Origin of the sequence: Nitrosospira multiformis ATCC 25196, from assembly GCF_000196355.1 — a bacterium.
Taxonomy (GTDB): Bacteria; Pseudomonadota; Gammaproteobacteria; order Burkholderiales; family Nitrosomonadaceae; genus Nitrosospira; species Nitrosospira multiformis.
On sequence record NC_007614.1, the window covers coordinates 2,069,262 to 2,095,887 of the forward strand.

The 26,626-nt window shown below is 55.0% G+C and carries 21 protein-coding genes and 1 tRNA gene; 12 read left to right on the plus strand and 10 right to left on the minus strand.

The features are described 5' to 3' along the window. Positions 1-5 precede the first annotated feature (5 nt). Positions 6-1,424 (minus strand): tRNA lysidine(34) synthetase TilS, encoded by a 1,419-nt coding sequence (tilS, locus tag NMUL_RS09475; protein ID WP_011381126.1) that lies wholly within the window; start codon positions 1,422-1,424, stop codon positions 6-8. Further along, on the minus strand, positions 1,393-2,361 hold the full coding sequence (locus NMUL_RS09480) for an acetyl-CoA carboxylase carboxyltransferase subunit alpha (protein ID WP_011381127.1): 969 nt from the start codon (positions 2,359-2,361) through the stop codon (positions 1,393-1,395). Before NMUL_RS09480 ends, tilS begins: the two co-directional genes overlap by 32 nt. A gap of 204 nt (positions 2,362-2,565) precedes the next feature. Here NMUL_RS09480 and NMUL_RS09485 point away from each other — a divergent pair, with 204 nt between their 5' ends. Then, positions 2,566-4,239 (plus strand): ABC-F family ATPase, encoded by a 1,674-nt coding sequence (locus NMUL_RS09485; protein ID WP_011381128.1) that lies wholly within the window; start codon positions 2,566-2,568, stop codon positions 4,237-4,239. Positions 4,240-4,299: 60 nt separating this feature from the next. Here NMUL_RS09485 and ampD read toward each other — a convergent pair whose 3' ends face one another. The 4 genes from ampD to ispB form a co-directional block, all read right to left on the minus strand. Then, the gene (gene ampD / locus NMUL_RS09490) at positions 4,300-4,845 is read right to left on the minus strand and encodes a 1,6-anhydro-N-acetylmuramyl-L-alanine amidase AmpD (RefSeq protein ID WP_011381129.1); all 546 of its coding nucleotides are present in this window, start codon (positions 4,843-4,845) and stop codon (positions 4,300-4,302) included. Positions 4,846-4,913: 68 nt separating this feature from the next. Further along, positions 4,914-5,156 carry a PP0621 family protein gene (locus NMUL_RS16500; protein ID WP_011381130.1) on the minus strand — a complete coding sequence of 81 codons (243 nt, stop codon included), beginning with the start codon at positions 5,154-5,156 and terminating at the stop codon, positions 4,914-4,916. Between the two features lie 338 nt (positions 5,157-5,494). After that, positions 5,495-5,571: transfer RNA gene (locus NMUL_RS09500), tRNA-Pro, on the minus strand. 161 nt (positions 5,572-5,732) lie between these two features. Next, the gene (gene ispB / locus NMUL_RS09505; RefSeq protein ID WP_011381131.1) at positions 5,733-6,701 is read right to left on the minus strand and encodes an octaprenyl diphosphate synthase; all 969 of its coding nucleotides are present in this window, start codon (positions 6,699-6,701) and stop codon (positions 5,733-5,735) included. A 192-nt stretch (positions 6,702-6,893) separates the two neighbouring features. On the opposite strand from ispB, the gene rplU reads away from it, so the two are divergent. From rplU to NMUL_RS09540, 7 genes are all read left to right on the plus strand, one after another. After that, positions 6,894-7,205: a 50S ribosomal protein L21 gene (gene rplU / locus NMUL_RS09510; RefSeq protein ID WP_011381132.1), complete on the plus strand. Its 312-nt coding sequence runs from the start codon at positions 6,894-6,896 to the stop codon at positions 7,203-7,205. Positions 7,206-7,217: 12 nt separating this feature from the next. Next, entirely contained in the window at positions 7,218-7,475 is a 258-nt protein-coding gene (gene rpmA / locus NMUL_RS09515; protein ID WP_011381133.1) for a 50S ribosomal protein L27, read from the plus strand. Between the two features lie 73 nt (positions 7,476-7,548). Next, entirely contained in the window at positions 7,549-8,613 is a 1,065-nt protein-coding gene (gene cgtA / locus NMUL_RS09520) for an Obg family GTPase CgtA (protein WP_011381134.1), read from the plus strand. A gap of 146 nt (positions 8,614-8,759) precedes the next feature. Further along, positions 8,760-8,975, plus strand: a complete 216-nt coding sequence (locus NMUL_RS09525; protein ID WP_011381135.1) for a hypothetical protein — start codon at positions 8,760-8,762, stop codon at positions 8,973-8,975. A 12-nt stretch (positions 8,976-8,987) separates the two neighbouring features. Then, entirely contained in the window at positions 8,988-9,503 is a 516-nt protein-coding gene (locus NMUL_RS09530) for a hypothetical protein (RefSeq protein ID WP_011381136.1), read from the plus strand. Between the two features lie 8 nt (positions 9,504-9,511). Further along, positions 9,512-10,330 (plus strand): hypothetical protein, encoded by an 819-nt coding sequence (locus NMUL_RS16000; protein ID WP_167535578.1) that lies wholly within the window; start codon positions 9,512-9,514, stop codon positions 10,328-10,330. Then, positions 10,327-10,725, plus strand: coding sequence for a thiol-disulfide oxidoreductase DCC family protein (locus NMUL_RS09540; protein ID WP_011381138.1), 399 nt, complete (start codon positions 10,327-10,329; stop codon positions 10,723-10,725). The genes NMUL_RS16000 and NMUL_RS09540 overlap by 4 nt, the downstream gene beginning before the upstream one ends. Before the next feature lie 53 nt (positions 10,726-10,778). On the opposite strand, the gene NMUL_RS09545 is transcribed toward NMUL_RS09540, so the two are convergent. Beyond that, on the minus strand, positions 10,779-12,065 hold the full coding sequence (locus NMUL_RS09545; RefSeq protein ID WP_011381139.1) for a PepSY-associated TM helix domain-containing protein: 1,287 nt from the start codon (positions 12,063-12,065) through the stop codon (positions 10,779-10,781). Positions 12,066-12,069: 4 nt separating this feature from the next. Beyond that, positions 12,070-13,737 carry a cyclic peptide export ABC transporter gene (locus tag NMUL_RS09550; RefSeq protein WP_011381140.1) on the minus strand — a complete coding sequence of 556 codons (1,668 nt, stop codon included), beginning with the start codon at positions 13,735-13,737 and terminating at the stop codon, positions 12,070-12,072. 513 nt (positions 13,738-14,250) lie between these two features. On the opposite strand from NMUL_RS09550, the gene NMUL_RS09555 reads away from it, so the two are divergent. The 4 genes from NMUL_RS09555 to NMUL_RS09570 all read left to right on the plus strand — a co-directional run bounded on the left by NMUL_RS09555 (position 14,251) and on the right by NMUL_RS09570 (position 20,137). Next, complete coding sequence (locus tag NMUL_RS09555) at positions 14,251-15,345, plus strand: GNAT family N-acetyltransferase (protein ID WP_011381141.1); 1,095 nt, start codon at positions 14,251-14,253, stop codon at positions 15,343-15,345. Between the two features lie 10 nt (positions 15,346-15,355). Continuing rightward, on the plus strand, positions 15,356-16,663 hold the full coding sequence (locus tag NMUL_RS09560) for a lysine N(6)-hydroxylase/L-ornithine N(5)-oxygenase family protein (RefSeq protein WP_011381142.1): 1,308 nt from the start codon (positions 15,356-15,358) through the stop codon (positions 16,661-16,663). A gap of 93 nt (positions 16,664-16,756) precedes the next feature. Then, the gene (locus NMUL_RS09565; RefSeq protein ID WP_011381143.1) at positions 16,757-19,111 is read left to right on the plus strand and encodes a TonB-dependent siderophore receptor; all 2,355 of its coding nucleotides are present in this window, start codon (positions 16,757-16,759) and stop codon (positions 19,109-19,111) included. 54 nt (positions 19,112-19,165) lie between these two features. Continuing rightward, a complete protein-coding gene (locus tag NMUL_RS09570) occupies positions 19,166-20,137 on the plus strand; it encodes an alpha/beta hydrolase (protein WP_011381144.1) in 972 nt (323 codons plus the stop codon). Positions 20,138-20,152: 15 nt separating this feature from the next. Here NMUL_RS09570 and NMUL_RS09575 read toward each other — a convergent pair whose 3' ends face one another. Both NMUL_RS09575 and NMUL_RS16605 read right to left on the minus strand, forming a co-directional pair. After that, positions 20,153-20,461, minus strand: coding sequence for a hypothetical protein (locus NMUL_RS09575; RefSeq protein WP_146063208.1), 309 nt, complete (start codon positions 20,459-20,461; stop codon positions 20,153-20,155). Between the two features lie 198 nt (positions 20,462-20,659). After that, positions 20,660-26,611, minus strand: coding sequence for an amino acid adenylation domain-containing protein (locus NMUL_RS16605; RefSeq protein ID WP_419185220.1), 5,952 nt, complete (start codon positions 26,609-26,611; stop codon positions 20,660-20,662). Positions 26,612-26,626 lie beyond the last annotated feature (15 nt).

Sequence of the window (26,626 nt, forward strand, 5' to 3'; positions counted from 1 at the left end):
AAAAATCAGGGTGAAAAAAGGTCCTGCCGCCACTCCACCACGAGACCCTGTTCGTCGTCCGCTGCCTGAAAATCGCAATCCACGCCTATTCCCGGTACGCAGACCAGCTGCTCTCCGCTGAATATCAGCGGTAACCTTTGCCGTTGCCAGGGTGGGAGCGATGCTTCCCGCAGCAGGTTTTTAAGGCTCCGGCGTGGGCGCTTGCAGTCTGGACGCAGCCGTTCCCCCCCCTGGCGCAGACGGATCGTTACGGGTTGCCCGTTGATCTTTTGCCAGCCGATCCCGGCGCCCATAGAACGTGTAAATCGAAGGGTTACGCCAAGCTCGGAAATGAAAAGCTGCTCTTCTCCTCGCCAGGGCAAATGCCAGCGGGCCTCGGGAATCGCTTCGACTATCGTTTGGGCTTTTCGTATATGTACCCGGCCTCTGAAGCACCGGATTTCCGTATTCCCGAAAACGACATGCAGTTTTGTATCGGAATACGAGGAGACCAGCTGCCGCAGGATTTCTTCAAGCTTTACCGTGCTGGGCAGTACGACGGCATGCTGCGCCAGCGTATAGCGCAACAGGTTCCGCGCACGCGGAAAACCCAGTTTCCGCAGATCTTCGACATGGAGTTTTCCGGGTACTGCACATCGCGCACTATCGACTTCGGCCAATTCATCCAGTAAAGCGGAAGCCTCAGCCATATGGCGGCTGGCGCGCAGGAAAGTCGTACGGTAAGCGGGGAAGCGCTTTTCCATGAGGGGAAAAAGTTCGTGACGCAGAAAATTCCGGCCGAAAGATATCTCGTCGTTGCTTTCATCGGTAATCCACCGCAAGGCATGCTTTCTCGCATAGTCTTCGATCTCCCGTCGCGAAACGTCGAGCAGAGGCCGAAGCAGCCTCGGTCTGCCCTCAAGTGCAGGGACGGAGTTCACCGGGACTGTCTCACCCATTTCTTTTCGCACGGTCCTCACGACCGGCATCGCGCTCAGCCCCTTTACCCCCGCACCACGCAGCAATTGCAGCAGCAGCGTTTCCGCCTGGTCATCCAGATGCTGGGCCAGCACGATATAATCCGTTTGAAGACCCCTAAAGATGCGATAGCGCTCTTCACGTGCCGCGGCTTCCAGGCTGATACCGGGTCCTTGGGCAACTTTTACCCTGGCAATTTCAAGAGGAATGTTTCGGAACTGGCACAGATTCCGGCAGAATTCACTCCATTTATCTGCATTGGGGCTGATACCGTGGTTGACATGAACGGCCGAGAGCGGGAGTTGCATTTGCGAGGCAAGCGGGACAAGCAGATCCAGCAACACCACCGAATCCACTCCCCCGCTCAAAGCGATGGTCAGGTGATCGCCAGCTGGGACCTGGGTACGCAATACATGCTGCGCCCTGCGCGAGATATTATCTGACTTTGACTTCCTTGAACTGGCCATATCCCATCAGCCGCTCAAAGCGTTTCTCCAGCAACATGTGGATGGAATATTCCTGCAGGAGCTTGAGCGAGTCCTGCAAGGCTTTCTTTACGGCTTGCATGGTAGCGGGCTGGTCGCGGTGAGCCCCCCCGGAAGGTTCATCGATGATCTTGTCTATCAGACCCAGGGTCTTGAGCCGGTGCGCCGTGATTCCCATGATCTCGGCAGCTTCAGGGGCTTTGTCAGCGCTTTTCCAAAGGATGGAGGCACAGCCCTCGGGCGAAATGACGGAATAGGTTGCATATTGCAGCATCTGGATTGCGTCGCCCACTGCCACCGCCAGCGCGCCACCTGACCCACCCTCCCCGATAACGGTGCAGATCACGGGCACTTTCAACTCCGCCATTACATACAGATTGTGTCCAATCGCCTCTGATTGACCGCGTTCTTCCGCCCCGATGCCCGGATATGCGCCTGGCGTATCGATGAACGTGAACAGCGGGATGGCGAATTTTTCTGCCAGACGCATCAGCCGCAGCGCCTTGCGATACCCTTCGGGCTTGGGCATGCCAAAATTGCGATGAATTTTTTCCTTGGTGTCGCGCCCCTTCTGGTGGCCGATAACCATGACTGTCTGGCCGTCAAAACGCGCCAACCCGCCTATTATGGCGTAGTCATCGGCAAAGCCGCGATCGCCGTGGAGTTCTTCGAAATCCGTGAAAAGATTCTGAATGTAGTCGAGTGTATAGGGGCGCTGCGGATGGCGCGCGACTTGTGAAATCTGCCAGGGCGTGAGCTTCCCGTATATGCTGTTGGTGAGGGACTGGCTTTTCTTTTGCAGACGCAGGATTTCGGCTGAAATATCGACCGCTGAATCATCCTGGGCAAAGCGCAATTCTTCTATTTTTGCTTCAAGCTCAGCAATCGGCTGCTCGAAATCCAGAAATGTAATCTTCATAAAACACCGGTTTAAGCCGAAACGGTAATGATACAGGATCAGGCGAAAACCGAGGAATCTCTCAGTAAGCCGGATGTCCAAGAGTCCTATTTACCTGTCCCTGTTTGGCCCTGGGCAGGAGGATCATAATTCCGTTTCTGATCAGGAAACGTATAATGGAAGGTTTTTTCCAATCCCTTCCGGGAACAGAGAGAGGGAAAGACATTGATTACAACAGCCAATATCACCATGCAGTTTGGGGCAAAACCCCTGTTCGAAAATGTTTCGGTCAAATTCGGCGATGGCAATCGTTACGGATTGATCGGCGCCAACGGGTGTGGGAAATCGACCTTCATGAAAATCCTCGGCGGCGATCTGGAGCCTACTTCCGGCAATATCAGTGTCGATGCGGGTGAGCGCGTGGGAAAATTGCGCCAGGACCAGTTCGCTTTCGAAAATTGTCTCGTAATCGATACGGTGATGATGGGGCATGAAGAACTATGGCGCGTAAAGGAAGAACGCGACGCAATTTATGCCAACCCCGATGCGACGGAAGATGACTACATGCGCGCCGCGGAACTGGAAGCAAGATTCGCTGAACTGGATGGCTATTCCGCTGAAGCGCGCGCGGGAGAACTGCTACTCGGCGTGGGCATACCCCTGCCGCAACATCAGGGGTTGATGAGCGCTGTGGCGCCGGGCTTCAAATTGCGCATACTGCTTGCCCAGGCATTGTTTGCCGATCCGGATATTCTGCTCCTGGACGAGCCCACCAATAACCTCGATATCAACACCATCCGCTGGCTGGAAGACGTCATCAACGCCAGCAGAAGCACGATTGTCATCATTTCGCATGACCGGCATTTCCTGAACAGCGTATGTACTCATATGGCTGACCTGGATTATGGCGAAATACGTATCTATCCGGGAAATTACGATGACTACATGCTCGCCTCTACCCAGGTGCGGGAGCGCATGCTGGCCGACAACGCGAAGAAAAAAGCCCAGATTGCTGAATTGCAGTCATTCGTGAGCCGCTTTTCCGCCAATGCCTCCAAGGCACGGCAAGCAACCAGCCGTGCCCGTCAGATCGAAAAAATAAAACTGGAAGACGTGAAACCTTCAAGCCGGCAGTATCCATACATACGGCTGGACATGGACGAGCGCGAGAAGCTGCACCGTCTGGCGGTATCGGTACAAAGCATCACCAAAGGTTTTGACGGAATGCAGAAACCGCTGTTCTACAAATTCAGCATGAATGTGGAAGCAGGCGAAAAAATTGCGATTATCGGTCCGAACGGCATTGGCAAGACCACCTTGCTGCGCTGTCTTGCCGGCGATCTGTCGCCTGACGCGGGAGAAGTCAAATGGGCGGAGAAAGCCCGTCCTGGCTATTTTGCGCAGGATCATGCCGCAGACTTCGGCAATGATATATCACTTACCGAATGGATGACGCAATGGCGCCGCGAACACGATGATGACCAGGCTGTTCGGAGTGTGCTTGGAAGGTTGCTGTTTTCCGGCGACGAAGTCAGAAAATCGGTTAATGTCATTTCGGGGGGAGAGGAAGGACGTATGCTGTTTGGCAAGCTCATGCTGCAAAGAAACAATGTATTGCTGATGGACGAACCCACCAACCATCTCGACATGGAATCCATCGAATCGCTTAATGCAGCACTGGAAAAATATACAGGCACGCTGATTTTCGTTTCCCATGACCGCGAATTTGTATCTTCTCTCGCAACACGCATCGTTGAAATGAAACCAGAGAGAATCGTCGACTTCAAGGGGAACTACGAGGACTATTTGCGGAGCCAGGGAATTTTTTCGGATGGCGTGAATGCGCGCGGAAATAGTTCTACCGCGGCCAAGGAAAAAGCGCGCACCTCATCCAGATGACAGGATGGGTTCTTCTTTCTGATGCTTACCGGAGAGACTGCGCAAGACTCGAAATAAGACTCAACGAGAAGCAGCGAGGGCGGTACGGTAACGCTTCCAGTCGAAACAGGGGCCCGGGTCGGTCTTGCGACCCGGGGCAATGTCGGAATGCCCTGCAATATGCTCGATGGGATAAGCCTTTTGCAGTTCCAGCGTGAGCCCGACCAGCATTCTGTATTGAGAATCGGTGAAAGGCTGCGAGTCGCTGCCTTCGAGCTCGATACCGATGGAAAAGTCATTGCACCGGCTCCTGCCCTGCCAGCAGGACTCCCCTGCATGCCAGGCGCGTTTTTCGCACGGGACGAATTGAATGACCTCTCCTGTCCGGGGAATATAAAAGTGACTGGAAACCCTGAGGCCGTGAATGGTGCGGTAGTAGGGGTGGGCTTCCGGATCGAGCTCGTTGGTGAATAACTCGGCTACACCGTTTCCGCCAAACTGATCGGGAGGAAGGCTGATGTTGTGAATCACGAGCAGTGAAATCGCACATCCCCCCGGCCGTTCGTCGAAATTGGGCGAAGCGATGAAGCGGATGCCCCTCGCACATCCCGTGGCATCGATCTGCATGAGGCAGTCATCCTGTCGGACGCCGCCCGCGTCATTCTGCCGGCTGTAACCCATTTGCACCGGCGGGTTCACGATTCAGATTGCAGGTGCAGTCGCCGATGCTCATCGCTGCAGAAAAACCTGCCTTCCGAAGTGATACTTTCGCTTCTGGGTAAATGGACGCCGCAGTAGACACATCGGACCATATCCTCACCTTCGAGAAATTGAGGCTGCTTATGCATCTCCTCACGTTTTTTGAGGGCGCGACGATAGCTCCTTATGACCCAGAAAAAAAGAAGGGCAATAAGGGCGAAGAACAGGATTCTACCCAAGGGGGAATCTCCGTTGCGGTATCGAAACCGGCGGCAAGCAGTTAAATGACATGTACGGCATTCTACCGCTTATGCAATAGTGTGCAAGCTTGAGGGGGAATAAAAATCCGCCGCTCCCCACCTTCCCCCTGGCCCCTTCCCCATTTGTGGAAAAGGGGAACAAATACTCGATTGACCTATTTCTTCTCTCTTGATTCTCTCTCTGCACTTGCAGACGTGTGGGAGGGGGCCAAATCTGACTCGCTTGCATACGGTCAGGAATGAATGACGCAGATATTCTGCATATGACAGCGTTTCCGGATAGAAACAGTCGAAAACACCAATGTGAACAAACCGAATGGTCGGGGTGAGAGGATTCGAACCTCCGACTCCTGCGTCCCGAACGCAGTACTCTACCAGGCTGAGCTACACCCCGAAAAACCGATTTTGAGACTTGCGGTGCCTGGAGCAATTCATGTCAGGCACGTGGGCTGCAATTGTACGCAGGAAGGGGTTTTGGAGCAATCCAAATTAGCGCGGTGACTGCGTCACCGCGCCCCTGCGCTAAAGCAGGTGAATCAGGTCCAGATAAAACCATTAATGATTTCTCGCCACCGCAAAGGTGCTCAGATCCAGCAGGCATTGCTTATAGTCTGAATCCGGCAGTGAGGAAATCATGTTGGACGCGGTCTCGGATTCGGCCTGCGCGCGTTGTCTGGCATAATCCAATGCGCCGGTCTGCTGGATAACTTCCAGCACGGGCTGAAATCCCCCCTCGCCTCCCCGCTCGATGGCGCTGCGGATGATCTGCGCCTGGGCGCCCGATCCTGTTTTCATGGCATAGATCAACGGCAGAGTGGGTTTGCCTTCTGCCAGATCGTCGCCCAGATTCTTGCCGGTTTCCTGATAATCCCCGGAATAATCCAGCATGTCATCGGTAAGTTGGAAGGCGGTGCCGAGATGCATGCCATACACGGCCATCGCTTCTTCCTCCGCTGGGGAGGCATTACCGAGGATCGCGCCGAGCCGCGTTGCGGCTTCGAACAGCTTCGCGGTCTTATAGCGGATCACACGCAGGTAATTTTCCTCATCGACGTCCGGATCACGGACATTGAGCAGTTGCAACACTTCGCCTTCGGCAATCGTGTTGGTCGCATCGGCCAACACCCGCATGACCCGCATATTGTCCACTTCGACCATCATCTGGAATGCCCGGGAATATAGAAAATCCCCGACCAATACGCTGGCGGCGTTTCCAAACAGGGCATTTGCAGTCGCCTTGCTTCGCCTCAGTTCGGAAGCGTCCACAACGTCGTCATGCAGAAGGGTTGCCGTATGGATGAATTCCACGATGGCAGCAAGATTGTAATGGTATTGTCCGGTATAGCCGAATGCGCCAGCGGACAGGATTACCAAAGCGGGCCGCAGACGCTTCCCGCCGCTGTTGATGATATATTCGCTTACCTGCCGGATGAGGACGACCTCCGAATGGAGTTTTTCACGAATTACGGTATCCACCCTGCCCATATCGGGGGCAATCAGGCTTCTGATACGTTCAATTGACACGGAGGTTCCTGCAAAAAAGATGCCATGGTAGAAATGTCGCCGCCAACGTGTCAAGTTCGAAAACAGGCAAAACTCGGATCGGGACACAAAACTCATCCGCAACAGACCTTTACCTTAAGTGGGTGACTCTGTATAATCCGCGTCTACTTCTTTTCATGGCTCCTTGGCGGGCGCAATAAACAGGATTTCATCATGTACGCAGTCATAAAAACCGGCGGGAAGCAGTACCGGGTCGAAAACGGGTTAAAACTCAAAATAGAACAGGTACCAGTAGAAATCGGAAGTGAACTTCTGATCGACCAGGTATTGATGGTTGCTGACGGCGACAATATCTCGCTGGGGAAACCCTTGGTAAGCGGCGCTTCTGTCAAAGCAACAGTGCTGGAACAAGGCAGGCATGACAAAGTCCGTATTTTCAAGATGCGCCGGCGCAAACACTATCGGAAGCAGCAGGGGCATCGGCAGAACTACACCGAAATTCAGATTACCGGTATTTCGGTATAAGGAGAGTTTGGCATGGCACATAAAAAAGCAGGCGGCAGTTCCCGTAACGGGCGAGACTCCAATTCCAAGCGCCTTGGCGTGAAGCGCTTTGGCGGCGAGCTGATTCCGGCAGGCAGTATCATCATCCGCCAGCGGGGCACAAGAGTCCATCCGGGCGAGAATGTTGGAATGGGCAAGGATCACACACTGTTCGCGAAGGTGGACGGCAGGGTAAACTTCACGGTCAAAGGGTTGCCACAGCGCAAGACAGTAAGCATTATCCCGGCTTAATTTATTTTATTTCCCAGGAAAGCCCTATCAGCCCGATAGGGCTTTTTTGTTTGCATCCCGGTAAGCTGATTCCATGAAATACATTGACGAAGCGATTATCCATGTAATCGCTGGAAAAGGTGGAGATGGCGTCGCAGCCTTCCGCAGGGAGAAATACATTCCCAAAGGCGGCCCATCCGGTGGTGATGGCGGACGCGGAGGCAGCATTTATGCGATGGCCGACCGCAACATCAATACCTTGGTGGATTACCGGTTTGCCCGCATCCACCGGGCAAAAAACGGCGAAAACGGACAAGGTTCGGATCGCTACGGAAAAAGCGCCCACGATATCGTGTTGCGTATGCCCGTTGGCACCGTTATCACCAACGAGGCGACAGGAGAACGGGTGGCCGACCTGGTCCAGCATGATCAGAAAATCCTGCTCGCGAAAGGTGGCACGGGGGGACTGGGCAATCTGCACTTCAAATCCAGCACAAATCGCACGCCTCGGCAATTCACGCTGGGTGAACCGGGAGAAGAAGCCGACCTCAAGCTGGAACTCAAGGTTCTTGCGGACGTGGGACTGCTCGGCATGCCAAACGCGGGCAAGTCGACCCTGATTCGCGCAATTTCAGCGGCACGCCCAAAAGTAGCTGATTATCCTTTCACCACCATGCACCCTGCTCTGGGTGTGGTGCGCGTGGATCAGAACCGCAGTTTCGTAATGGCTGATATTCCGGGGCTGATCGAAGGCGCAGCGGAAGGCGCGGGACTTGGACACCGCTTCCTGAAGCATCTGGCACGTACCCGCCTGTTGCTGCATGTGGTCGACATTGCGCCGCTCGATGAAGCGATTGATCCCGTGTATGAGGCCAAGGCTATTCTCGAAGAACTGAGGAAGTATGACGAAGCACTCTACCGCAAGCCGCGCTGGCTGGTGCTCAACAAGGTGGATCTGCTGCCGGAAAATGAGCGCGAAAAAATATGCAAGAAATTCATCCGCAGCCTTCGCTGGAAAGACAAGAACTTTGCCATCTCAGCCATGACCGGGGATGGCTGCAAGGAACTGACCTACGCGATCATGGAATTTCTGGAGCGGGAATCGATGGACGAAAATCAGGAGCGGGCAACATTTGCGGAACCGGATACATCCGATTGATTTCCCACAGGCTCCATTAACAGGAACCCTCCATTGCCCCCTTTCATTCCTTTAGTTGTACTACACTTAACCAGATTTCCAGAGAAAGCCCTACTGCGCTTTCCCGGACCGACATTAAATTTAGAATATCTTTTGACTGTGGAGGAATGATGACAAAACTTGCCGAGGCGGAACTTGCGGGACTGGATGCCGTTATAGAAGCAAGAAGAATGACATCCGATACGTCCGACAAATATGAGCAGATCGTGATACCCATTGGTAATGCCGGCACAGCTGTGGCGGGTGATAACGCGGGCTTATCAGGGGGAGAGGGCCTGTCGCTGGGAGTACTCATGAAGCTTCGCGAGAACGCGCTGAGCTGATATGAACTCGCCATGTCATTAGTCTCTATCCTGCTTTATTCGGTAGTGACTCTTTGGCTGGTAATCACATTATTGGCGCAACACCCACGCTTCCAGTCCGTCATCAACCGGTTTAACGGACTTCATATCATTCCGCGCTGGACATTCTTTGCACCTAATCCCGGCGTCAGGGATTATCACCTGGTTATAAGGGAGCGTTACTGCGACGGGCGATTGACAGACTGGAAAAGCGTGACTGTTTATCCGCCGCGCCCGAAATTGGCTTACTTGTGGAATCCACAGAAGCGGGCATCGAAGATTCTGACTGATGCCATCCAGGCAATAAAGCTGTTGTTGAAACGCGACGATGTGGGACCCTCGGGACTTCCTTTCACTGTCCCCTATCTCCTTCTTTTGCATTATGCAGCCCATGCTGTGCCGGCCGAGCCGGACGCTGCCGAATTTCAATTCGCGATTATCGAGTCTACAGGGCACCTCGAGCGGGAACTGGAATGCTCATTCCTTTCCAGTTTTCATAGCCGATGGTAACTGAGGGCATGGCAGACATCGCCTTATGCCTTGTCATCACCAAGACTCTATTGGCCGCTTGGGCCTTGCTTTCCGCAGCGGAATGGTTTGCCAACCTTCACCTGTTCCGGTCCGATGGCTTGCTCACATGGAATATCCTGCGCCTGCGCCCACGTCTTTTAATCCCCGTATCCGTTCGCCATCGTGTGCACGCGGAATCCGCCGTAATTGCTGTCCTGGCATGCCGTATTGCCGCGGCACTTCTGCTGCTGATCCCCTACCCCAATCCCGCTGATTTGCCGTGCAGCCTGCTCATCCTGCTTTCATGCTTCTACATGTCACGCCGCACGTGGTTCGGTGGCGATGGGTCGGATCAGATGGGAATGGTCATTGCCGCAGGTGTTGCCATCATTTCCGCCGGCCTTGCGCTGGATGACATGAACCTGGCGGCCTCCGGTGTTTTTGCAATCAGCGGTCAAGCGGTCCTCGCCTATTTTGTTGCGGGCGCCGCCAAGGTGGTTTCACCGGCCTGGCGAGGCGGAAATGCGTTGCCCGGTGTGATGAAAACCCGAACATACGGACACTTCCTTGCCGCGAGTTTTGCCGCAGAGCGGCCCGCCTTCTGCAAGTTCGTATGCTGGTTGACTATCGGGACGGAAATGCTATTTCCACTCGTTCTATTGGCGCCACCCGGCGTGGCGGTTGCAAGTCTTTGCTGCTTCGCCCTTTTTCATTTTTCCAATGCCTACTTCATGGGACTGAACGCGTTCGTCTGGCCTTTTCTCGCGACTTATCCGGCTGTCATGCTAGCCAATTCGGCGGCCCGAGACTGGATGGGCTGGATATGACAGCGACTGCGAGTGATTCAAATCGCCTCTCCATCATTTATGACAGGGAATGCCCTTTTTGTGCGGCGTTTGTGAAGCTTTACGCTTTACGGAAGAATATAGGCGGGATAGAACTCATCGACGCCCGGACAAGACCTGATTTGGTCAGGGCGTTGCGGGCCCAAGGCATGGAAATCAATGAAGGCATGGCCGTGATATGGCAGAGGCATTATTACCACGGGGCCAATGCAATGCACCTTCTTTCCATACTCGGTGCTGACAGGGGACTTCTTGGGAGGTTGAACAAATTCCTGTTCCGCAACAGAAATGCCGCTGAGGTGATTTATCCTGTGCTCGCGACCGGCCGCAGAGTGGCCCTATCGTTACTGGGCAGAAAAATGATTCCACACCAATGACGGTCAAGACCGATTTTTCCGAAAAAATCAGAAAGGGGCGGACATGACGCAAATCAGGACAATACAGCTATATCTCTCCTGCTCCCTTCATAAGTTTTCTTTCGCGCCCAGCGCTTCTTCTGCCAGATGATCACTCCCGTAACTGACAGCATCGCCACCAGCAGGCCCATGAGGGATACGAAAATGCGCCCGGGAAGCCCGACGATACGTCCGGAATGCAGCGGAAACTGCGCCTGCATGAAAATATCACCCGCACTGCCCTCACCCGGCACATTCGCTCCGACGGATGTTCCATCCTTGCCGTCAAAGAAAAGCGAGGGGTTCCCCAGCCCCGCATCGCCATGGTCGTTCCCCGGTTCGAAGAAGATGACACCATAAACACCTACCTCGGGATCATAAAATATGCCGCCGGGAGGCGTGCTCCATTCACGCTTTTCCGCTTCGGTTATCGCATACTGCAGGATGGTGTGGCGATCCACCATCGGCTCGATAGGCTGGTCGGGAGGATTGGGAGTACGTGTAAAGGGGCTGGGCGACAGCGTCGAAAACAGCGACACCAGCGGCCGCATGACCTGCTGGTTGAGATTCATCGACACGGCGGTCACCGCCAGAACCAGCAGGAATCCCCATACCCACACCCCACCGGATCGATGCAGATCGAAGTTCAGCCTTGCTCCTCCCTGCCGCCAGCGGAATACAAAGGATTTGGTCCATGCACTCGCCTTGGGAAATGAAATCCACAGAGCAATGAAGCAATCGAGTGCCCAGATAATCGCGAGAGTCCCCATGAACAGGATTCCCAGCTCGATTCCAAACCCATCCGGAATATGCATGCTGTAATGCAGCTTATACAGAAACGGCAACAGGTTCTCACGGCTGAGCGAAATTTCACCCCACATGCGCTTGCCACGCACTTCCCCGTCAACCGGATCGAGGGCTATCTGGTTGAAATCCAGATTGAAGGCCATGCCTGTTGCCGGGTCGAGACGGGACTTCACCGCCAGCCCAAGGTTATGGCCCGGCTCGACGGAGAGTGGAAGCCAGGTCACCATTAACCGGGGGTCCGCCGCTTCCAGCCGGTCGGCCAGCAGCAGTGGAGGCTGCGGCATGCCGCCAGTATTCCTGGCCTGGAAGAGCCGGGGGTTCAGCCACTCATCCAGCTCATGATCCCAGGAGATGACCGCGCCGGTAAGGCCGGATACGAAAAGAAACGCGGCCAATAGAAGACCTGCCCAGCGGTGCGCCAGTACTAGAAAGTTGCGCCCGACCGAAAGTTTCTCCACGCGCCGGGTATCCTGTGCCCTGGCTACGCCCGGCGGCACCGTGATCACTCGTTTCATTGCTTCATGTCACACCGTTAAGTACCAGCGGCGGGGCCGGGGTTGCGTGCAGGGCATCTTTCAGCGATGGGCAAGCGTTGAACGTCAGGCATCCGCTCTCCATGCGTATCAACCGGTCTGCAAGATGAAAGTAACGGTCATCGTGCGATATCACCAATACGGCCTTGCCCATGGCGCGCAATTCCGGAAGGAGCTCGCGGTAAAAGACCTCCTTGAATACCGGGTCCTGATCCGCCGCCCATTCGTCGAATATAAAAAACGGGCGGTTCTCCAGATAGGCAACCACCAAAGCGAGACGTTTGCGCTGTCCTTGCGAAAGCGCAAGCGTAGTGAAAGCCCCATCCTGTACCTTAACCTTGTTTTGCAGGTGCAGTTTGGCTAAAAGCCGGTTGCCTTCATTATCCAGGTCGACCCTGTCCGTTTCAAGCAAGCGGTCGAAAAGATGAAAATCCGAAAAAACCGTCGAAAAAAGCTGCCTGTAGCAATCGCGGTTTGTTTCATCGACCGCTTTCCCATTGAAAATTATCTGGCCTTCCTCCGGCGGATAGAGTCCAACCAGCAATTTGGCCAGAGTGGTCTTGCCGCTGCCGTTGCCTCCCACCAGAAAAGTAATCTCTCCGGGACGGAAATCCAGATCTATGGGGCCGAGCGTAAACAATTCATCGCTCTGCTCATGATAATACCGGTGCAGCACGCCCCGGAGTGCAAGGGACTGCAAGCCGGGGAGAGAAGAGTTATCGGTCTCGATCTCCTGGGTCGTCATCGCCCGCGTTATTTCCTCGATCCGCTCCGCAGAAACCTTGGCCAGATTGGCACGGGGAATATTCAACAGAAGCGCTTCGAGCGGTCCCACCATGTAAACGAACACCAGCGCGTAGCCCGTCATGACCAGAGCCCGGTCAGGACCATCACTCACCAGCGCAAATAATACCATCCCGATAAACACATAGAGCAGGAATTGGGCCCATCCACCGGATGCGACGAAGACGGACATTCCAAAAGTCCTTTCGCGGCGCACAGTCTCGATCGAGCCTGACAGTACATCCTCATAGAATGCCTTCCGCTTCCGGTTATTGAGGCGAAGCTCCTTGGCCCCGTCGGTCAGGGATCGAAAATAGGAAAACAGTTTATCCTGCTCTTCGGACGCAATATTCAAATGACGTATTGCGCGCAGGTGCGCAAGATGATATCCCACGCACCCCAGGCCAACCACAAGGATAGCGAGCAGGAATACTTGCCATGAAAGCCACGCCATATAAAGCAGACATCCTGCGACGATGACGGCATTCATCAGGATGATGGGAAAGCTCACAAAGAATTCGGCAACGTGCGTGCAATGCTCGGCAAGGGCCGACTGTATGCGGGCAGCCCCCACCGTTTCAAGATTACGGTAGTCGGCAGCAAGCACCTTTCTGGCGACAAAGCTGCGCAATTCCGCGTGCGCCCGTTGTCCCAGGCGCTCGAAAAGGATCGCTGCGCTTACATAACTCAGCATCACGGCCACGGCAGTGGCAATAAAAACGAGTGCCAGGGTTCCGCGTTCGCTCTCGGTCGCGGTGAGCGCGGAACTGATCTGCGCGATGAGCAACACGCTGCAAGTACCATGGAATACTGTGACCAATGAAGCGCCTGCCAATAATACCCGGGATTGGTTGATGAGATACTTGAGCATGGCTGTCCCGCAATGAAATGGATATGAGGGAAGACGAATGAGAATTACAATTATTTACGCCTGAACGTTCATATCCCCTCTCGGTTCACGTCATCTCCCATTAATCATAAAGCAGGCCCCGGCATTTCATCCCTTGGAGCAATTTCGCTCCTTACGACACTTTCCCCTTGCACGGCCTGGAAAGACAATTGCCGCCAGAGTATGGCGTTATCCGCCTCGGCGGTTATCCCGCTTCGGCAGTTATCCCTTGCAGTTATCCGCTTGGGCAGTTATCCCCTTACGCAGCTACCCCCTTGGCCCTTCCAAGCCCCCATTTCCTCCAGAACAGAATTTTCCCCGTACTTCTCCCACGGCCATCGCTTTCACATGATCAATTAATCCAGCAGTAATTGTAAAAAATAATGTTTCTCATTCGTCTTTAACCAGAATAACAACGCGAAATACAGCGAACACGAATAACAGCGACAGCGTAGCCTGACAGCACGTTCTCACAATACTTATCCGGAAAACGAGATGGGACATTTACACGGGCAAGGCCGGCATCTCTCGGCTCGCGCCGCGTCGATTACTTGCTGTCCCGATCGGACTGCATATTCGGCTGCGCTCGACGGCAACACCTTGCTTTTACAACCGGTGAATGGTGTCGAAAATTCGCGGTGGCAACTGGGCCAGCAGGCTGACGGACTGACTCTGGAATGGATGGGGTCCGATGCTGAAAAACCCAAGCTCGTGGAAGTATTGGCGGCAATTGAAGCTGCGTTCGTCAGTTTTCCTGTCGCAGACAAACTGAACCTCCTGGCTCCTTTCGATCAGGCTGAAGAACTGCTTCGATCAGGTCTCCTCCTTCACAACGGGAGCGGTCAGACCACGGTGAATATCGGGCTTTTCTGGCAGCAGCCGAGAATATGGCTGGTGCCGCCTCAGGCCTATGCCTTCCCCGTAACTTATGTGCTCAGCGAAGGGCGGCGCCATCCCTTGCGGCCCCCGAAACCGGCCGGCATCGTATACCAGCGCCATATCGATTGGCTCGGCCGTACCCTGTCATTTCGCACGGTGGATCTTCACCGGGACCTGGAACGCTTCAACCGCTGGATGAACGATCCCGTAGTAGCAGCATCCTGGCGGGAAGAAGGCGATCTGGCAAAACATCAGGCTTATCTGCAAGCCATTTCTGCAGACCCTCATGTCATAGCCCTTATCGCGAGTCTCGATGACGAGGCTTTCGGTTATTTCGAAGTTTACTGGGCAAAAGAAGACCGTATTGCCCCTTTCTATGATGTGGATGACTTCGATCGGGGCTGGCACGTGCTGATCGGCGAAGCCCGCTTTCGCGGCAAGCCCTTCGTCACGGCTTGGCTGCCATCGATCTCCCATTACCTGTTTCTCGACGATTGCAGGACCCAACGCGTCGTCATAGAACCTCGTACGGACAATTACAAAATGATTCGCAATCTCGCCAGGTGCGGTTATGCGAATCTCAAGGAATTCGATTTCCCCCACAAACGCGCCATGCTCGGCATGTTGTTGCGGGAACGCTTCTTTGCAGAACGACTGTGGGTTCCACGCGATGTCATCGCAACATCCTGTTCCACATCTTCTTTATCCTGAGGATATCGCTATGCAAATACATGACCTGATCGGTATCGGCTTTGGTCCCTCCAACATTGCGCTTGCCATTACCCTGGAGGAAAAGAAACAGGAAGGATACGACGTAGACGCGTTTTTTATCGAGAAACAGCCGGGTTTTGCCTGGCATCCAAACATGATGCTGGACAATGCGCATATGCAGATTTCCTTCCTGAAGGATCTGGCCACCCTGCGGAACCCTTCCAGTTACTTTACATTCATCAACTATCTCCATCAAAAACAGCGGCTGCAGGACTTTATCAACCTTAAAACCTTTTTTCCGAGCCGCCACGAATTCAACGATTACCTCGCCTGGGCTGCCTCCCATTTCGACGATCGCTGTGCTTACGGCGAAGAAGTTCTGGAAGTGTTGGCGGAGAAGCGTAATGATGAAGTGATGCTGCTGCGCGTGCGTTCGCTGGATTCCACGGGCACGGCGCGGGAACGCCTGGCCCGCAATCTCATCGTGAGCGTCGGCGGTGTTCCCAGTGTCCCCGAATGCTTCCAACCGCTGAAAGGCGACAAACGCATATTTCATTCGAACAGTTATCTCCGCGAGATCGAGCGGCACAAGGAAGCAAAGAAAATAGCAGTCGTGGGTGCAGGTCAAAGCGCATCGGAAATTTTCATGGATCTGCACAACCGCCCGAATGCCCCGCAGGTTGATCTGATCATGCGTGGCCGCGCAATCAAGCCGTCGGACGACAGCCCTTTTGTAAACGAAATCTTCAATACCGATTTCACCGACTTCGTTTTCAGTCGTTCGGAGCATGACCGGGTTTCTCTCCTGGAGGAGTTCTGGCATACCAATTACGCTGCACCCGATCTGGTTTTGATCGAACAGATCTTCAATGTGTTCTATCAACAGAGAGTGACCGGCAATACCCGCCACCGCTTCCTGCGGCGTCATGAAGTCACGAGCGTCAGTGCTTTGCCGGAAGGCGGCATTCAATTGCTTCTGCGCGATTTGAATGGGGGGCGGGAATACAGTGCGATCTACGATGCAGTAGTGCTTGCAACGGGCTACGGACGGGATTATCACAAATCCTTGCTGAAATCCCTTTCACCCTACCTGAGTAACTTCAGCGTAGACCGCAACTACCGATTGAAAAGTACGCCAAATTTTCGGCCTGCCATCTTCCTTCAGGGGGCCTGCGAATCAACTCACGGTTTGAGCGATACGCTGCTTTCAGTTACAGCGGTTCGCACGCACGAAATTGGACAGGCGCTCGTAGGCATGATCAATGACCCGGTTGCTAAGCAGGCAGAAAACCCGGTGCGCGCAGTGGCCGTCCGTTGAATCTTGAAAACGAAAATCTCCTTCAATCTCATGAGTAAGAGTTGATAACACCTACCCCACTCACAATTTTTTAACTACCAGCAACCACAAAAAATGAAAGCCTATACAAAAACTATTAAAGGGCTCTGTCCACTTACACGACCCACCAAACTTGTAATCGCAATACAGTACGCACTCCTCAGCCTGGCCGTCGCTGGCCACGTGCATGCACAGGACGCCTCCCCGGAATCAGCCAGAAAATCCCAAATGAATGTTCTTCCGGCAGGAGGTAATGCCGAAACCTCTGCCACAGACTCTTCCGGATCCGGAGACAAAGCTTCAAAGGGGAACGCCCCATCGACTCAGGAGAATGCGCAGCAGGGGAAAAATCCAGAATCAGTCAAACCTTCCGAAACGGTTCTGCCAACCCTGGTTATCCGGGAAAAAGGAGTCCAAGAGGGATACGGCACTAAAAGCAGTATAGTGGGAACCAAGACTAGGACTCCAATTACAGAGATACCGCAATCCATGTCCGTTATCAGCCGAAATGAATTGGATATGCGTGCCGTAAACCTCAATTTCACTGAAGCACTACGATATATACCGGGTGTGGTACCGGACCAGTTTGGTTTCAACGGAACGGGTTTCGAGTATGTAAGCATGCGAGGCTTCAACTCCCTGAGTACTGCCAACTTCCGGGATAATTTAAGCCAGCAGGGGAGAGGGCTTTATTTTGCCGACTTCATCACTGACCCCTATTCTCTCGAGCGGGTAGAGGTATTGCGCGGTCCCACCTCGGTCATTTTCGGGCGAGGCGATGCGGGAGGTATCATAAACCGTGTTACGAAGCTGCCCACCTCCACTCCCATCCGCGAGGTCGAGCTCCAGTACGGCAGTTTCGACCGCAAGCGGATCGCCGGGGATTTTGGACTGGCCAATGAAGATGGAACACTGATGTTCCGGCTGGTCACGACCGCGCTCGATACGGACACGCAGGTGCGCTTTCCGAATACGGGCGGAGATCGGGCCCAGATCAGGCGCTTTTACATCTCGCCGTCGCTGACTTGGCGCCCCACCGACCGGACATCCGTCACACTTTTCGGCGATATCCTGAACAACCGCAGCGAAGCGTCTGCCTTTTACGTAGCAACGCAAGGGGGCAGCCCCACTAATACGTTGCTGGGCGAACCCACCTTCACGCGGTATTCGACCGACCAGGCTTCCTTCAGCTACAAACTCGAGCACCATTTCAACGACACCTTCACGGTACGGCAAAACTTCCGTTTCATGGGACTCGATGGCAGGTTCCGAGACCTTAACCCCGCAGGATTTGACGCGGATGGACGGACCTTGTTTCGCAGTGCATTGAGTACGCGGGAGCGGGTGAATCAAACGGTGCTGGATACACATGTGGAAGCTCGTACCCGGACAGGCCCCCTCAATCATACCGTACTGGCCGGAATCGACTGGAATCGCGTCGAGTCCACCCTTAAATCTTTTACGGGCAGCGCTCCCTCCATCGATATTTTCAATCCCGTATATTTCCAACCGGTGCCCACCCCGGATTCCCCGTTCATTGATGGCAACCAAAAGATAGACCAGGTTGGATTTTACGTACAGGATCAAATCAAGCTCAACCAATGGCTTTTGACTCTGAGCGGCCGCCACGACAGGGTGTCGAACGTTACCAATGTTAATGTTTTCGATCCGCAGCATACCGCTAGCAAGGATTCAGCATATACCGGCAGGGCGGGGCTGACCTACCTTTTTTCCAACGGCATCGCGCCTTATTTCAGTTATTCGCAGTCGTTTCTGCCTCAATACGGAATCGATTTTGGTAATAACAGCCCCTTCAAACCTGCGCGCGCTTCCCAGTATGAAGTGGGCATCAAGTATCAACCCCCGGGCACCAGGAATTTGTTTACGGCAGCATTGTTCGAATTGACCAAAACCAACGTTTTAATTCCTGATCCCCGTACACCGCTTGGCGTGTCGCAAGCAGGCGAGATACGCTCCCGGGGAGCGGAATTGGAAGCAAGGACAGAGGTTTTTCGAGGATTGAATGCGATTGGCGCTTTCAGCTATGTCGACGTCAAGGTAACCGAAAGCGCCAGTGGTTTTACAGGTAACATGCCTGTGCGGGTACCCAACCTGACGACCTCAGGCTGGCTCGACTATAACCTCGGCACATTGAATGTCGACTGGTTGAAGGGGTTCTTCATCGGGGGCGGCGTGCGCTATGTGGGCAGAGTGTTCAATGATGAGGCGAATACCAGCACCACACCTTCCTTTACCCTGTTCGATGCGGTCCTGCGATATGATCACGGCCCCTGGCAATTTCTCATCAATGCCAACAACATATTCGATGAGAAATACTATACCGCCAATAATGTCGTCCCGGGTTCCGGCGGACAGTTCTTCCTGGGGACGCGACGTACTGTGATCGGGACGTTGAAACTCAGGTTTTAAATGTCCGTATTTACATTCCAGAGAAACTTGCCCGACGATAACTGAGACGCTCGGATGGCACTTGATCCCGATCTTGCAGCATTTCTCGAACTTGTGGAAGCGGGCATCAGCAATGGTGTCCCTCGCTTGCACGAGCTGCCGCCCGCGAAAGCGCGCGAACAATACGATATATCCACCCTGGCTCTGGATAGCCCAGGTATGGAGGTCGCGAGCGTCAAGGAAATCGGCATCCCTTCCCGGGATGGAAATGAGATAACGGCAAGACTCTATGCGCCTCTGCTGGATGAGCCGTTGAACGGCCTGGCGGCGCCCGCGCTGCTGTATTTTCATGGAGGCGGATATTGCGTGGGCAGCCTGGATTCCCACGACTCGCTATGCCGGACACTGGCTGCGCTGACCCCCTGCTGCGTGCTGAACGCCAGCTACCGGTTGGCGCCTGAGCATCCATTCCCCACGGCGGTACATGATGCGCAGGATGCCTACCGATGGCTTCTTTCCAACGGACTCGCTCATGGTATCGATCCTCAACGGATAGCCGTGGGAGGCGATAGCGCAGGGGGCACGCTGGCCATCGGATTGACTATCGCCGCCAGGGAAATGGATTGGCCACAACCGGTATTCCAGGCGTTGCTCTACCCGTGCACAAGCGCGTGGCAGAATACCGATTCGCACCGCCGCTTCGCAAAGGGATACCTGCTCGAAGCTGCGACACTGCAATGGATGTTCAGCAATTACCTCACCAGCGAAAGGGACCGGACAGACTGGCGTTTTGCTCCCCTCGAGGCAAAGGATTTGAGCAGCCTCGCTCCGGCATTCATCGCCGTGGCGGAATACGATCCGCTCGTGGATGAAGGAATTGAATACGCCAACAGACTCAAAGATGCCGGCGTTCCCACTCAGCTCAAAATCTACGAGGGCATGACGCACGACTTTGCGCGCCTGACGAATATCCTCAACGACGCAAGCAAGGTGCGTGAAGAAGTGGCGCAGCAATTACAGAGGGCTTTTGCTGCGCCTCGAACCTAGCCAGGATGGCACCCTTCACGCTCCCATCGTGTCATCCATGTTTGCCAATGGCCATGCCGCCTCTCGTAACGCCTCCAGGGCATCACGCATGGGCACCGGCTCGTTTTGCACCAGGCGGCCTACCGCGTGCAATGGAACAAGCAAGTCCCTGCCTTCGTCCCCATAGCTGATCCACAGCGCTTCGAAATTCAGCGCGGGCACGCGAAACACGCGAAGTTCAGCCTCCTCCTCCGCTTCTCCCACCGCCTCCAGGACTTCGTACGTTCGTTGCAGTTGCCGCCCAGCAGCAGTTGGATTGGGTCTGCATCTGCATGTTGGATGCAAGCTGCTTCGATAAGAAAAGCCTGCCCCAAATGCTGAGTTCGTGCGAGAGGGAGCTGTAAGGAAGACTGGTAACGCGAACATATTCAGATACGTTCATTGTTCTTTCCTTTTGGATTATCGATCTAACTTCGAGCACTTTTCATATCAAACCCAATATTTCTTTATAGCCGCTAAAGACTGAAAGACAAGGCGCAAAGGTTATAGAACCTTCGAGGGAATTGCTGTCCTGGCACTCTCAAATCGAAGCGTACTTTCCATCCCGATAAACAACGCTTCTGCCCGTATGATCGAAAAGTGATCGGTATCGATTTCGTTTTCGGACAATTCAGGCTGGCCTGTTTGCCTTGAAAGAGCCAGCCGATCGGACAAGGGGCGGGTCGCAATCCACCAGCAGGTGGGTTGGATGTTCAAGCAGCCTAATTCCGAAGCCTGGGCAGCAAGCGCTTTCAAGTGCCGCGCGATGCCAAAGATACGAGCCAGTTCGCTTGCTCCCAGATCCGCATACCCGCCACGCTTCTTTTTCGTAGACGAAGGTGCACCTTCCGGCGAAACAGCATCTTCCGAAGCCTGCATGGCGGAAATCAATTCATCCAGTAAACCGGCCAAAGTTTCTTCCGATGGCTGCTTCAAGGATTGCAGACAACTCTTTTGATTTCCATCAGGAAAAACTCCATCCGCGCCATCGATTTTCGCTCCGGGCAGCACCACGGAAACAAAATCGGAAAAATCCTGTCGCCAGTCATCGGGCTCGGGTTCGTCTATGGCGGGAATGAAGGAATCGATGAGACCCAGAAACGCCACCTCCTGCCCCTCCGCCTCCAGTAACACAGCCATCATGGCTGCAAGAGTGCCGCCGAGGGACCACCCTGACAGATGGTAGGGCCCCTCCGGCTGCGCCCGGCGAATGATCTGGACATAATCTGCCGCCATCTGGGCGAGAGAAGTATCGCGGTGTCCAGGATCAGAGAGCATGCGGCAAGGTATTCCATAGACCGTGCGCGTACCCTGTAGATGCCGTGCAAGCGGCTGGTAGTCGAACACAGTGCCCAAACCGGCATGGATGCAGAATAACGGTTCGACTTTCGCTTTTTCGTCGCGCTGGTTTAACAGCAGCAGTGGCTGTGTTTTGCCGGGGGCTTCAACGTCCAGGCCGAGCAAACCGGCAATGGTCGGGCGCTGCATCAGATCCCGCAACTTGAAATCGAATTTCAAGCCGGGCAGGTTGCGCATTCGGGCCATGACTTTCAGGCTGGAGAGCGAATCTCCGCCGAGGGCGAAGAAGTTGTCCGTCTCGCCTACCCGTTCCACGCCCAGCACCTCCTGCCAGATCTGCGCCAGAAGCCTCGCTTCCGAAGTAGAGGGTGCTCGATAAGTGTCGGCAGCAACCGCATCCGGCTCCGGTAATGCACTGCGGTCAAGCTTGCCACTGGGCAGTCGGGGCAGCTTGTCCAGGATGACGATATGCGCGGGCACCATGTATTCGGGCAGCCGCCTGACAAGTTGCTGCTTCAGCGTGCTTCCCAGCCCCGCACTCCCCTTCCGGACTGGTGCAACCATCCCCGTCGTCTCCTTCGGCGCGACATAAGCGGCGAGTTGCGGTCCTCCCGCCCCTTCCCGAACAACGACTGCAACATCGGTCAGTCCGGTAAGCTCACGTATGCATGCCTCGATTTCGCCCAGCTCGATCCGGAACCCCCGAATCTTCACTTGATGGTCAGCACGGCCGATATATTCGATATTGCCATCATCCAGCCAACGCACCAGATCACCCGTGCGGTAGAGCCGCCCGCCATTCCCGTCGAATGGGTCGGCTACAAAGCGCTCCGCTGTCAGTCCCGCTCGTCCCAGGTACCCGCGAGCAAGGCCATAGCCGCCGATGTACAATTCTCCAACCCTGCCTATGGGTACCGGCTGCATATCGAGGTCGAGAACATACGCCGTCCGTTCTCCCACGGGTCTGCCGATGGGTGCGTAGGCGCAATCGAAACTGTTGCTTGCCTCCGTCTTCCAGATCAATGGGGTAACTACCGTCTCGGTGGGTCCGTAACCATTGATCAGAATGCGAGGCCGCAAAGTCTTTCGCACCAGGTCGTAGGAAGCCTTGGGCATGGCTTCGCCTCCGAAGACATAAAGCTCTACCGGGGGCGGATCGCTGCGGGGCGCAGCCCATTCGGCAACCTGGCCTAGGTAAGCGGGTGGAAATGCTGCATTGGTAATGCCATAGCTGTGCAAAGCGTCGTATGTCTGCTCCGCGGTCCACAGTTCCTGGTCGCGCACTGCCAGGCCGGCACCGACTGTCAGTGCGGTCAGCCAGCGCTCATGTGCGCCATCGAATGAGAATGACATGAAGAGCAGCTCGCATGAGTGCGGCGTCATACCGTAAATTCCCGCCGTCGCTTGGCAGTGCATGCTCAGGGGACCGTGCGCGACTGCCACTCCCTTGGGAAGCCCGGTCGAGCCCGATGTGTAGATAATGTAAGCCAGATTATGCTCATGGAGGGGAATGTCGGGGTTAGAGCCTGATTCCGCCGTCAGATCCAGCGAATCCAGCAACCACACCTGCACTCCAAAGCCGCTGCCGAGCTTGGCGAGCAACTTCTCTTCCGTCAAAAGGAGTGACATGCCACTGTCGTTCACCATGAAGGACAGGCGCTCTACCGGATATTCGGGATCGAGTGGTACATAGGCCCCGCCAGCCTTGAGCACGGCCAGCAGCGTGACAATGACCTCGAGCGAGCGTTCCATCGCCACTCCTACTCTCACTTCCGGTCCCACACCCATACGGGCGAGATGGTGCGCCAGCCGGTTTGCCCGCTCATTCAACTCCGCGTAGGATAATTCCTGCTCACCCATGAGCAGCGCAATCGCTTCAGGGTGGTGTTCCGCGTTCTGCTCTATCAGGTTGTGCACAAACTGACGCGAAAGCCGCGAGGGCAAGGTTTCCAAATGCGCATTGGATCCGAGAGAAAGGAGGTGCCCAATCTCTCTTTTTTCCATCCACCCCAGCTCTCCCACACGCCACTCCGGATGAGCCATCATTTCCCTCATCAGGAATTCCATTTGGCTGCGAAGACCGAGCACGAATGCTTCCGTAAAGTCTCCACACCCGTAGCAGTACTCGATTTCCAACCTGTCGCCCACCACGACCTGTAAGTCCATCGCGTATCCGGTCAACCCTTTGCCCTCTATTTCGCCGAAACGAAGACCATAAAGTTCGTTGCCGCGCAGCGCCTCGTCTATCGGGTAATTCTCGAATACGACAATGCTGTCGAATAAAGGCTGTCCGGGTGAACCGGCCCACCGCTGAATTTCGGCGAGCGATGCGTGCTCATGCTCACGCAGCCTGGCATTCGTTTTCTGCAGCAGGTCGAGATATTCTGCGACTGTCAGCTCACTTCGGTGCTCGACCGGAACCGGAATGGTATTGATGAACATTCCCATGATTTCGTCCGATTTGAGGAGACTATGGGGACGTCCTGCTACCGTCGCACCGAACACAACGGTGTCCTTGCCGGTGTGGCGCTGCAAAAGCAAGGCCCACGCGGCCTGCACGAAGGTGTTGAGCGTTATCTGCTGCCGTTGCGCGAAAGCCTTCAATCGACGCGTTTCGTTCTGACCCAGGAGGGTATAAATCTGGGCAAATCCTGCACAGCTTTCCTGCCCCTCCGGTCCCTCTGTCTTGCCAACTGTTTTCCGCAGCAAAGTGGGGCCATCGACCGCCTGAAGCTCACCCTGCCAGAAGTGTCGAGTCGCTTCGGCGTCCTGTTGCGCGAGCCACCGTATGTAATGACCGTAGTCCGGCCCTACGTCGCGAAGCACCTTTCCGTCGTAGCAGCGCAGCCATTCGCTGATAAGCAGGGAATCAGCCCAGCCATCGAGCAGTATGTGATGGCGGGTCCATATCAGCTGATAACGGTTTTCAGCCAGGCGTATGAGAGCAAATCGCGCCAAGGGTGGCGCAAGAAAATCGAATTCCCGTTTCAACTCTTCTTCCGCATAAGGGGTAACACGGGAAGCCGTCTTATCCAGACCACGCCAGTCGAGATGAATCACCGGTACCTCGACCTTTCTGAATACAATTTGCAGCGGGCGCCCGAGACCCGCTTGCCACAGGAAACCGGTGCGCAATATCGGATGACGAGCCACCATTTCCCGCCAAGCCCGCGTGAAGCGCTCCGGGTCCAGACCTTGCACTTCAACGCTGAGCTGGTTTACATAAAGCCCCATTCCGTCCCCTGCCGTTTCCAGGGTATGGAACAGCATCCCTTCCTGGGTGGGTGACAAAGGATAAACGTCTTCAATTTCATCCTCATCCAACGCAAGACCAGCAATCGTGCCGGCATTCAAATAGTCATGCAGATGACCTCGCTGCGGCTTGAGCAGAGCTGCCACCGTTTCCTGTATCGTCTCAGCCACTTCTGCCAGTGACGCGATGGTCTGGCGCTCGAACAATTGGCGTGGCGTGATCTTCCAGCCGACACGGCGTGCCCTGGTGACAATCTGGAGACTGAGTATGGAATCGCCTCCCAGCTCGAAGAAGTTGTCATGCCGCCCCACCTGCGCCACACCCAGCACCTGCCCCCAGATACCCGCCAGCACCTCTTCCGCCTCTCCCTGCGGCGCCTCATAATGCTCCGTATGCGTAAACTCCGGCTCAGGCAAGGCCTTGCGGTCTACCTTGCCGCTCGGATTGAGCGGCAGACTCTCCAACACCACAATCATTGAGGGCAGCATGTAGTCGGGTAAGGTTCTGGCAAGCGCTTCGCGCAGTCGTGCTGCGTCCAAATCGGTCGTTGCATGGGCAGAAACATAGGCTATCAGCCGCGCTCCCCCTGTTGGATTGGATGCATTGGATCCTTCCCTCGCAACCACCACCGCTTCCCTGACTTCCGGCTGCGCCAGCAATTGCGTTTCGATTTCACCCAGTTCAATGCGGAATCCCCGTATCTTGACCTGATGATCCAGCCGCCCCAGGTATTCGATCTGCCCGTCCGAGCGCCATCTTGCCAGATCCCCCGTGCGGTAGAGCCGCCCCCCTGTCTCATCGAAGGGATCGGCTATGAAACGGTCCGCCGTCAATCCTCCACGGTTGAGATAGCCGCGGGCCAAGCCAATGCCACCCAGATACAGCTCTCCTGCCACTCCTTGCGGTACTTGGTTAAGATGAACATCGAGAATGTATGCTTGGAGACCAGAGATCGGTTTTCCGATAGGCACGCTATTGTCCCTATCGTCAACACATTCCCATTGCGTGACATCGATTGCCGCTTCGGTCGGCCCGTAAAGGTTGAAGAGCCCCACGCCAGGGAGTTTTCTGAAAACCTGTTTCTGCACTTCCGCCTGCAGTGCTTCCCCACTGCAAATGATGCGTCGTAGAGTAGCAACGCATGCCTCTATTCCCTCATGCGCAAGAAATGCCTGTAGCATGGATGGAACAAAATGCAGGGTAGTCACGTTCTGGCGCAGGATTAGAGAGAGCAGACGGGCTGGATCACGGTGATCACCAGGCGCTGCGATGGCAAGACGTGCTCCGTACATCAATGGCCAGAAAAATTCCCAGACCGAAACGTCAAAGCTGAAAGGCGTCTTTTGAAGAACGGTATCGTCGTTACCCAGTTCGTATGCTTCCTGCATCCAGGCCAGGCGGTTATACAGAGCAAGGTGACGGTTGCCAGCTCCCTTTGGTTTACCTGTGGAGCCTGAGGTATAGATGACATAGGCAAGGTTGTGTCCATGCAGGACGGCTTGCGGATTGCTGTCGGATTCATCCTCGAGGTCGAGCCTGTCCAGCTCCAGCACCGGATATTGGCCGGAGTGGGGAATGCGCGATCGAACCCCGCTTTGCGTCAGCAGCAGCCCGATGCCACTGTCTGCCACCATGTAGGCCAGCCGCTCCTGCGGATATTCCGGGTCGAGCGGCACATACGCCCCGCCCGCCTTCAGGGTGGCAAGCAACCCCACCACCATGTCGATCGAGCGCTCCACCGCAATGCCTACCTTGACCTCCGGCCCAACCCCGAGCCTGATCAAGCGGTGCGCCAGAAGGTTCGCCCTTCGGTTCAGCTCGCCATAGCTCAATTCGGCATCGCCAAAGATCAGGGCAACCGCCCCCGGCTGGACTTCAACCTGCCGTTCGATCAGCCTGTGCACGGGCTCGGTATTGGC

Coding starts and splice junctions, on each gene's coding strand:
- rplU (WP_011381132.1), top strand. CDS start 6,894: ATGTACGCAGTCATAAAAACCGGCGGGAAGCAGTACCGGGTCGAAAAC.
- cgtA (WP_011381134.1), top strand. CDS start 7,549: ATGAAATACATTGACGAAGCGATTATCCATGTAATCGCTGGAAAAGGT.
- NMUL_RS09555 (WP_011381141.1), top strand. CDS start 14,251: ATGGGACATTTACACGGGCAAGGCCGGCATCTCTCGGCTCGCGCCGCG.
- NMUL_RS09480 (WP_011381127.1), bottom strand. CDS start 2,361: ATGAAGATTACATTTCTGGATTTCGAGCAGCCGATTGCTGAGCTTGAA.
- NMUL_RS16000 (WP_167535578.1), top strand. CDS start 9,512: ATGGCAGACATCGCCTTATGCCTTGTCATCACCAAGACTCTATTGGCC.
- rpmA (WP_011381133.1), top strand. CDS start 7,218: ATGGCACATAAAAAAGCAGGCGGCAGTTCCCGTAACGGGCGAGACTCC.
- tilS (WP_011381126.1), bottom strand. CDS start 1,424: ATGGCCAGTTCAAGGAAGTCAAAGTCAGATAATATCTCGCGCAGGGCG.
- NMUL_RS09560 (WP_011381142.1), top strand. CDS start 15,356: ATGCAAATACATGACCTGATCGGTATCGGCTTTGGTCCCTCCAACATT.
- NMUL_RS09540 (WP_011381138.1), top strand. CDS start 10,327: ATGACAGCGACTGCGAGTGATTCAAATCGCCTCTCCATCATTTATGAC.
- NMUL_RS09545 (WP_011381139.1), bottom strand. CDS start 12,065: ATGAAACGAGTGATCACGGTGCCGCCGGGCGTAGCCAGGGCACAGGAT.
- NMUL_RS09570 (WP_011381144.1), top strand. CDS start 19,166: ATGGCACTTGATCCCGATCTTGCAGCATTTCTCGAACTTGTGGAAGCG.
- NMUL_RS09530 (WP_011381136.1), top strand. CDS start 8,988: ATGTCATTAGTCTCTATCCTGCTTTATTCGGTAGTGACTCTTTGGCTG.
- NMUL_RS09525 (WP_011381135.1), top strand. CDS start 8,760: ATGATGACAAAACTTGCCGAGGCGGAACTTGCGGGACTGGATGCCGTT.
- ampD (WP_011381129.1), bottom strand. CDS start 4,845: ATGCAGATCGATGCCACGGGATGTGCGAGGGGCATCCGCTTCATCGCT.
- NMUL_RS09550 (WP_011381140.1), bottom strand. CDS start 13,737: ATGCTCAAGTATCTCATCAACCAATCCCGGGTATTATTGGCAGGCGCT.
- NMUL_RS09565 (WP_011381143.1), top strand. CDS start 16,757: ATGAAAGCCTATACAAAAACTATTAAAGGGCTCTGTCCACTTACACGA.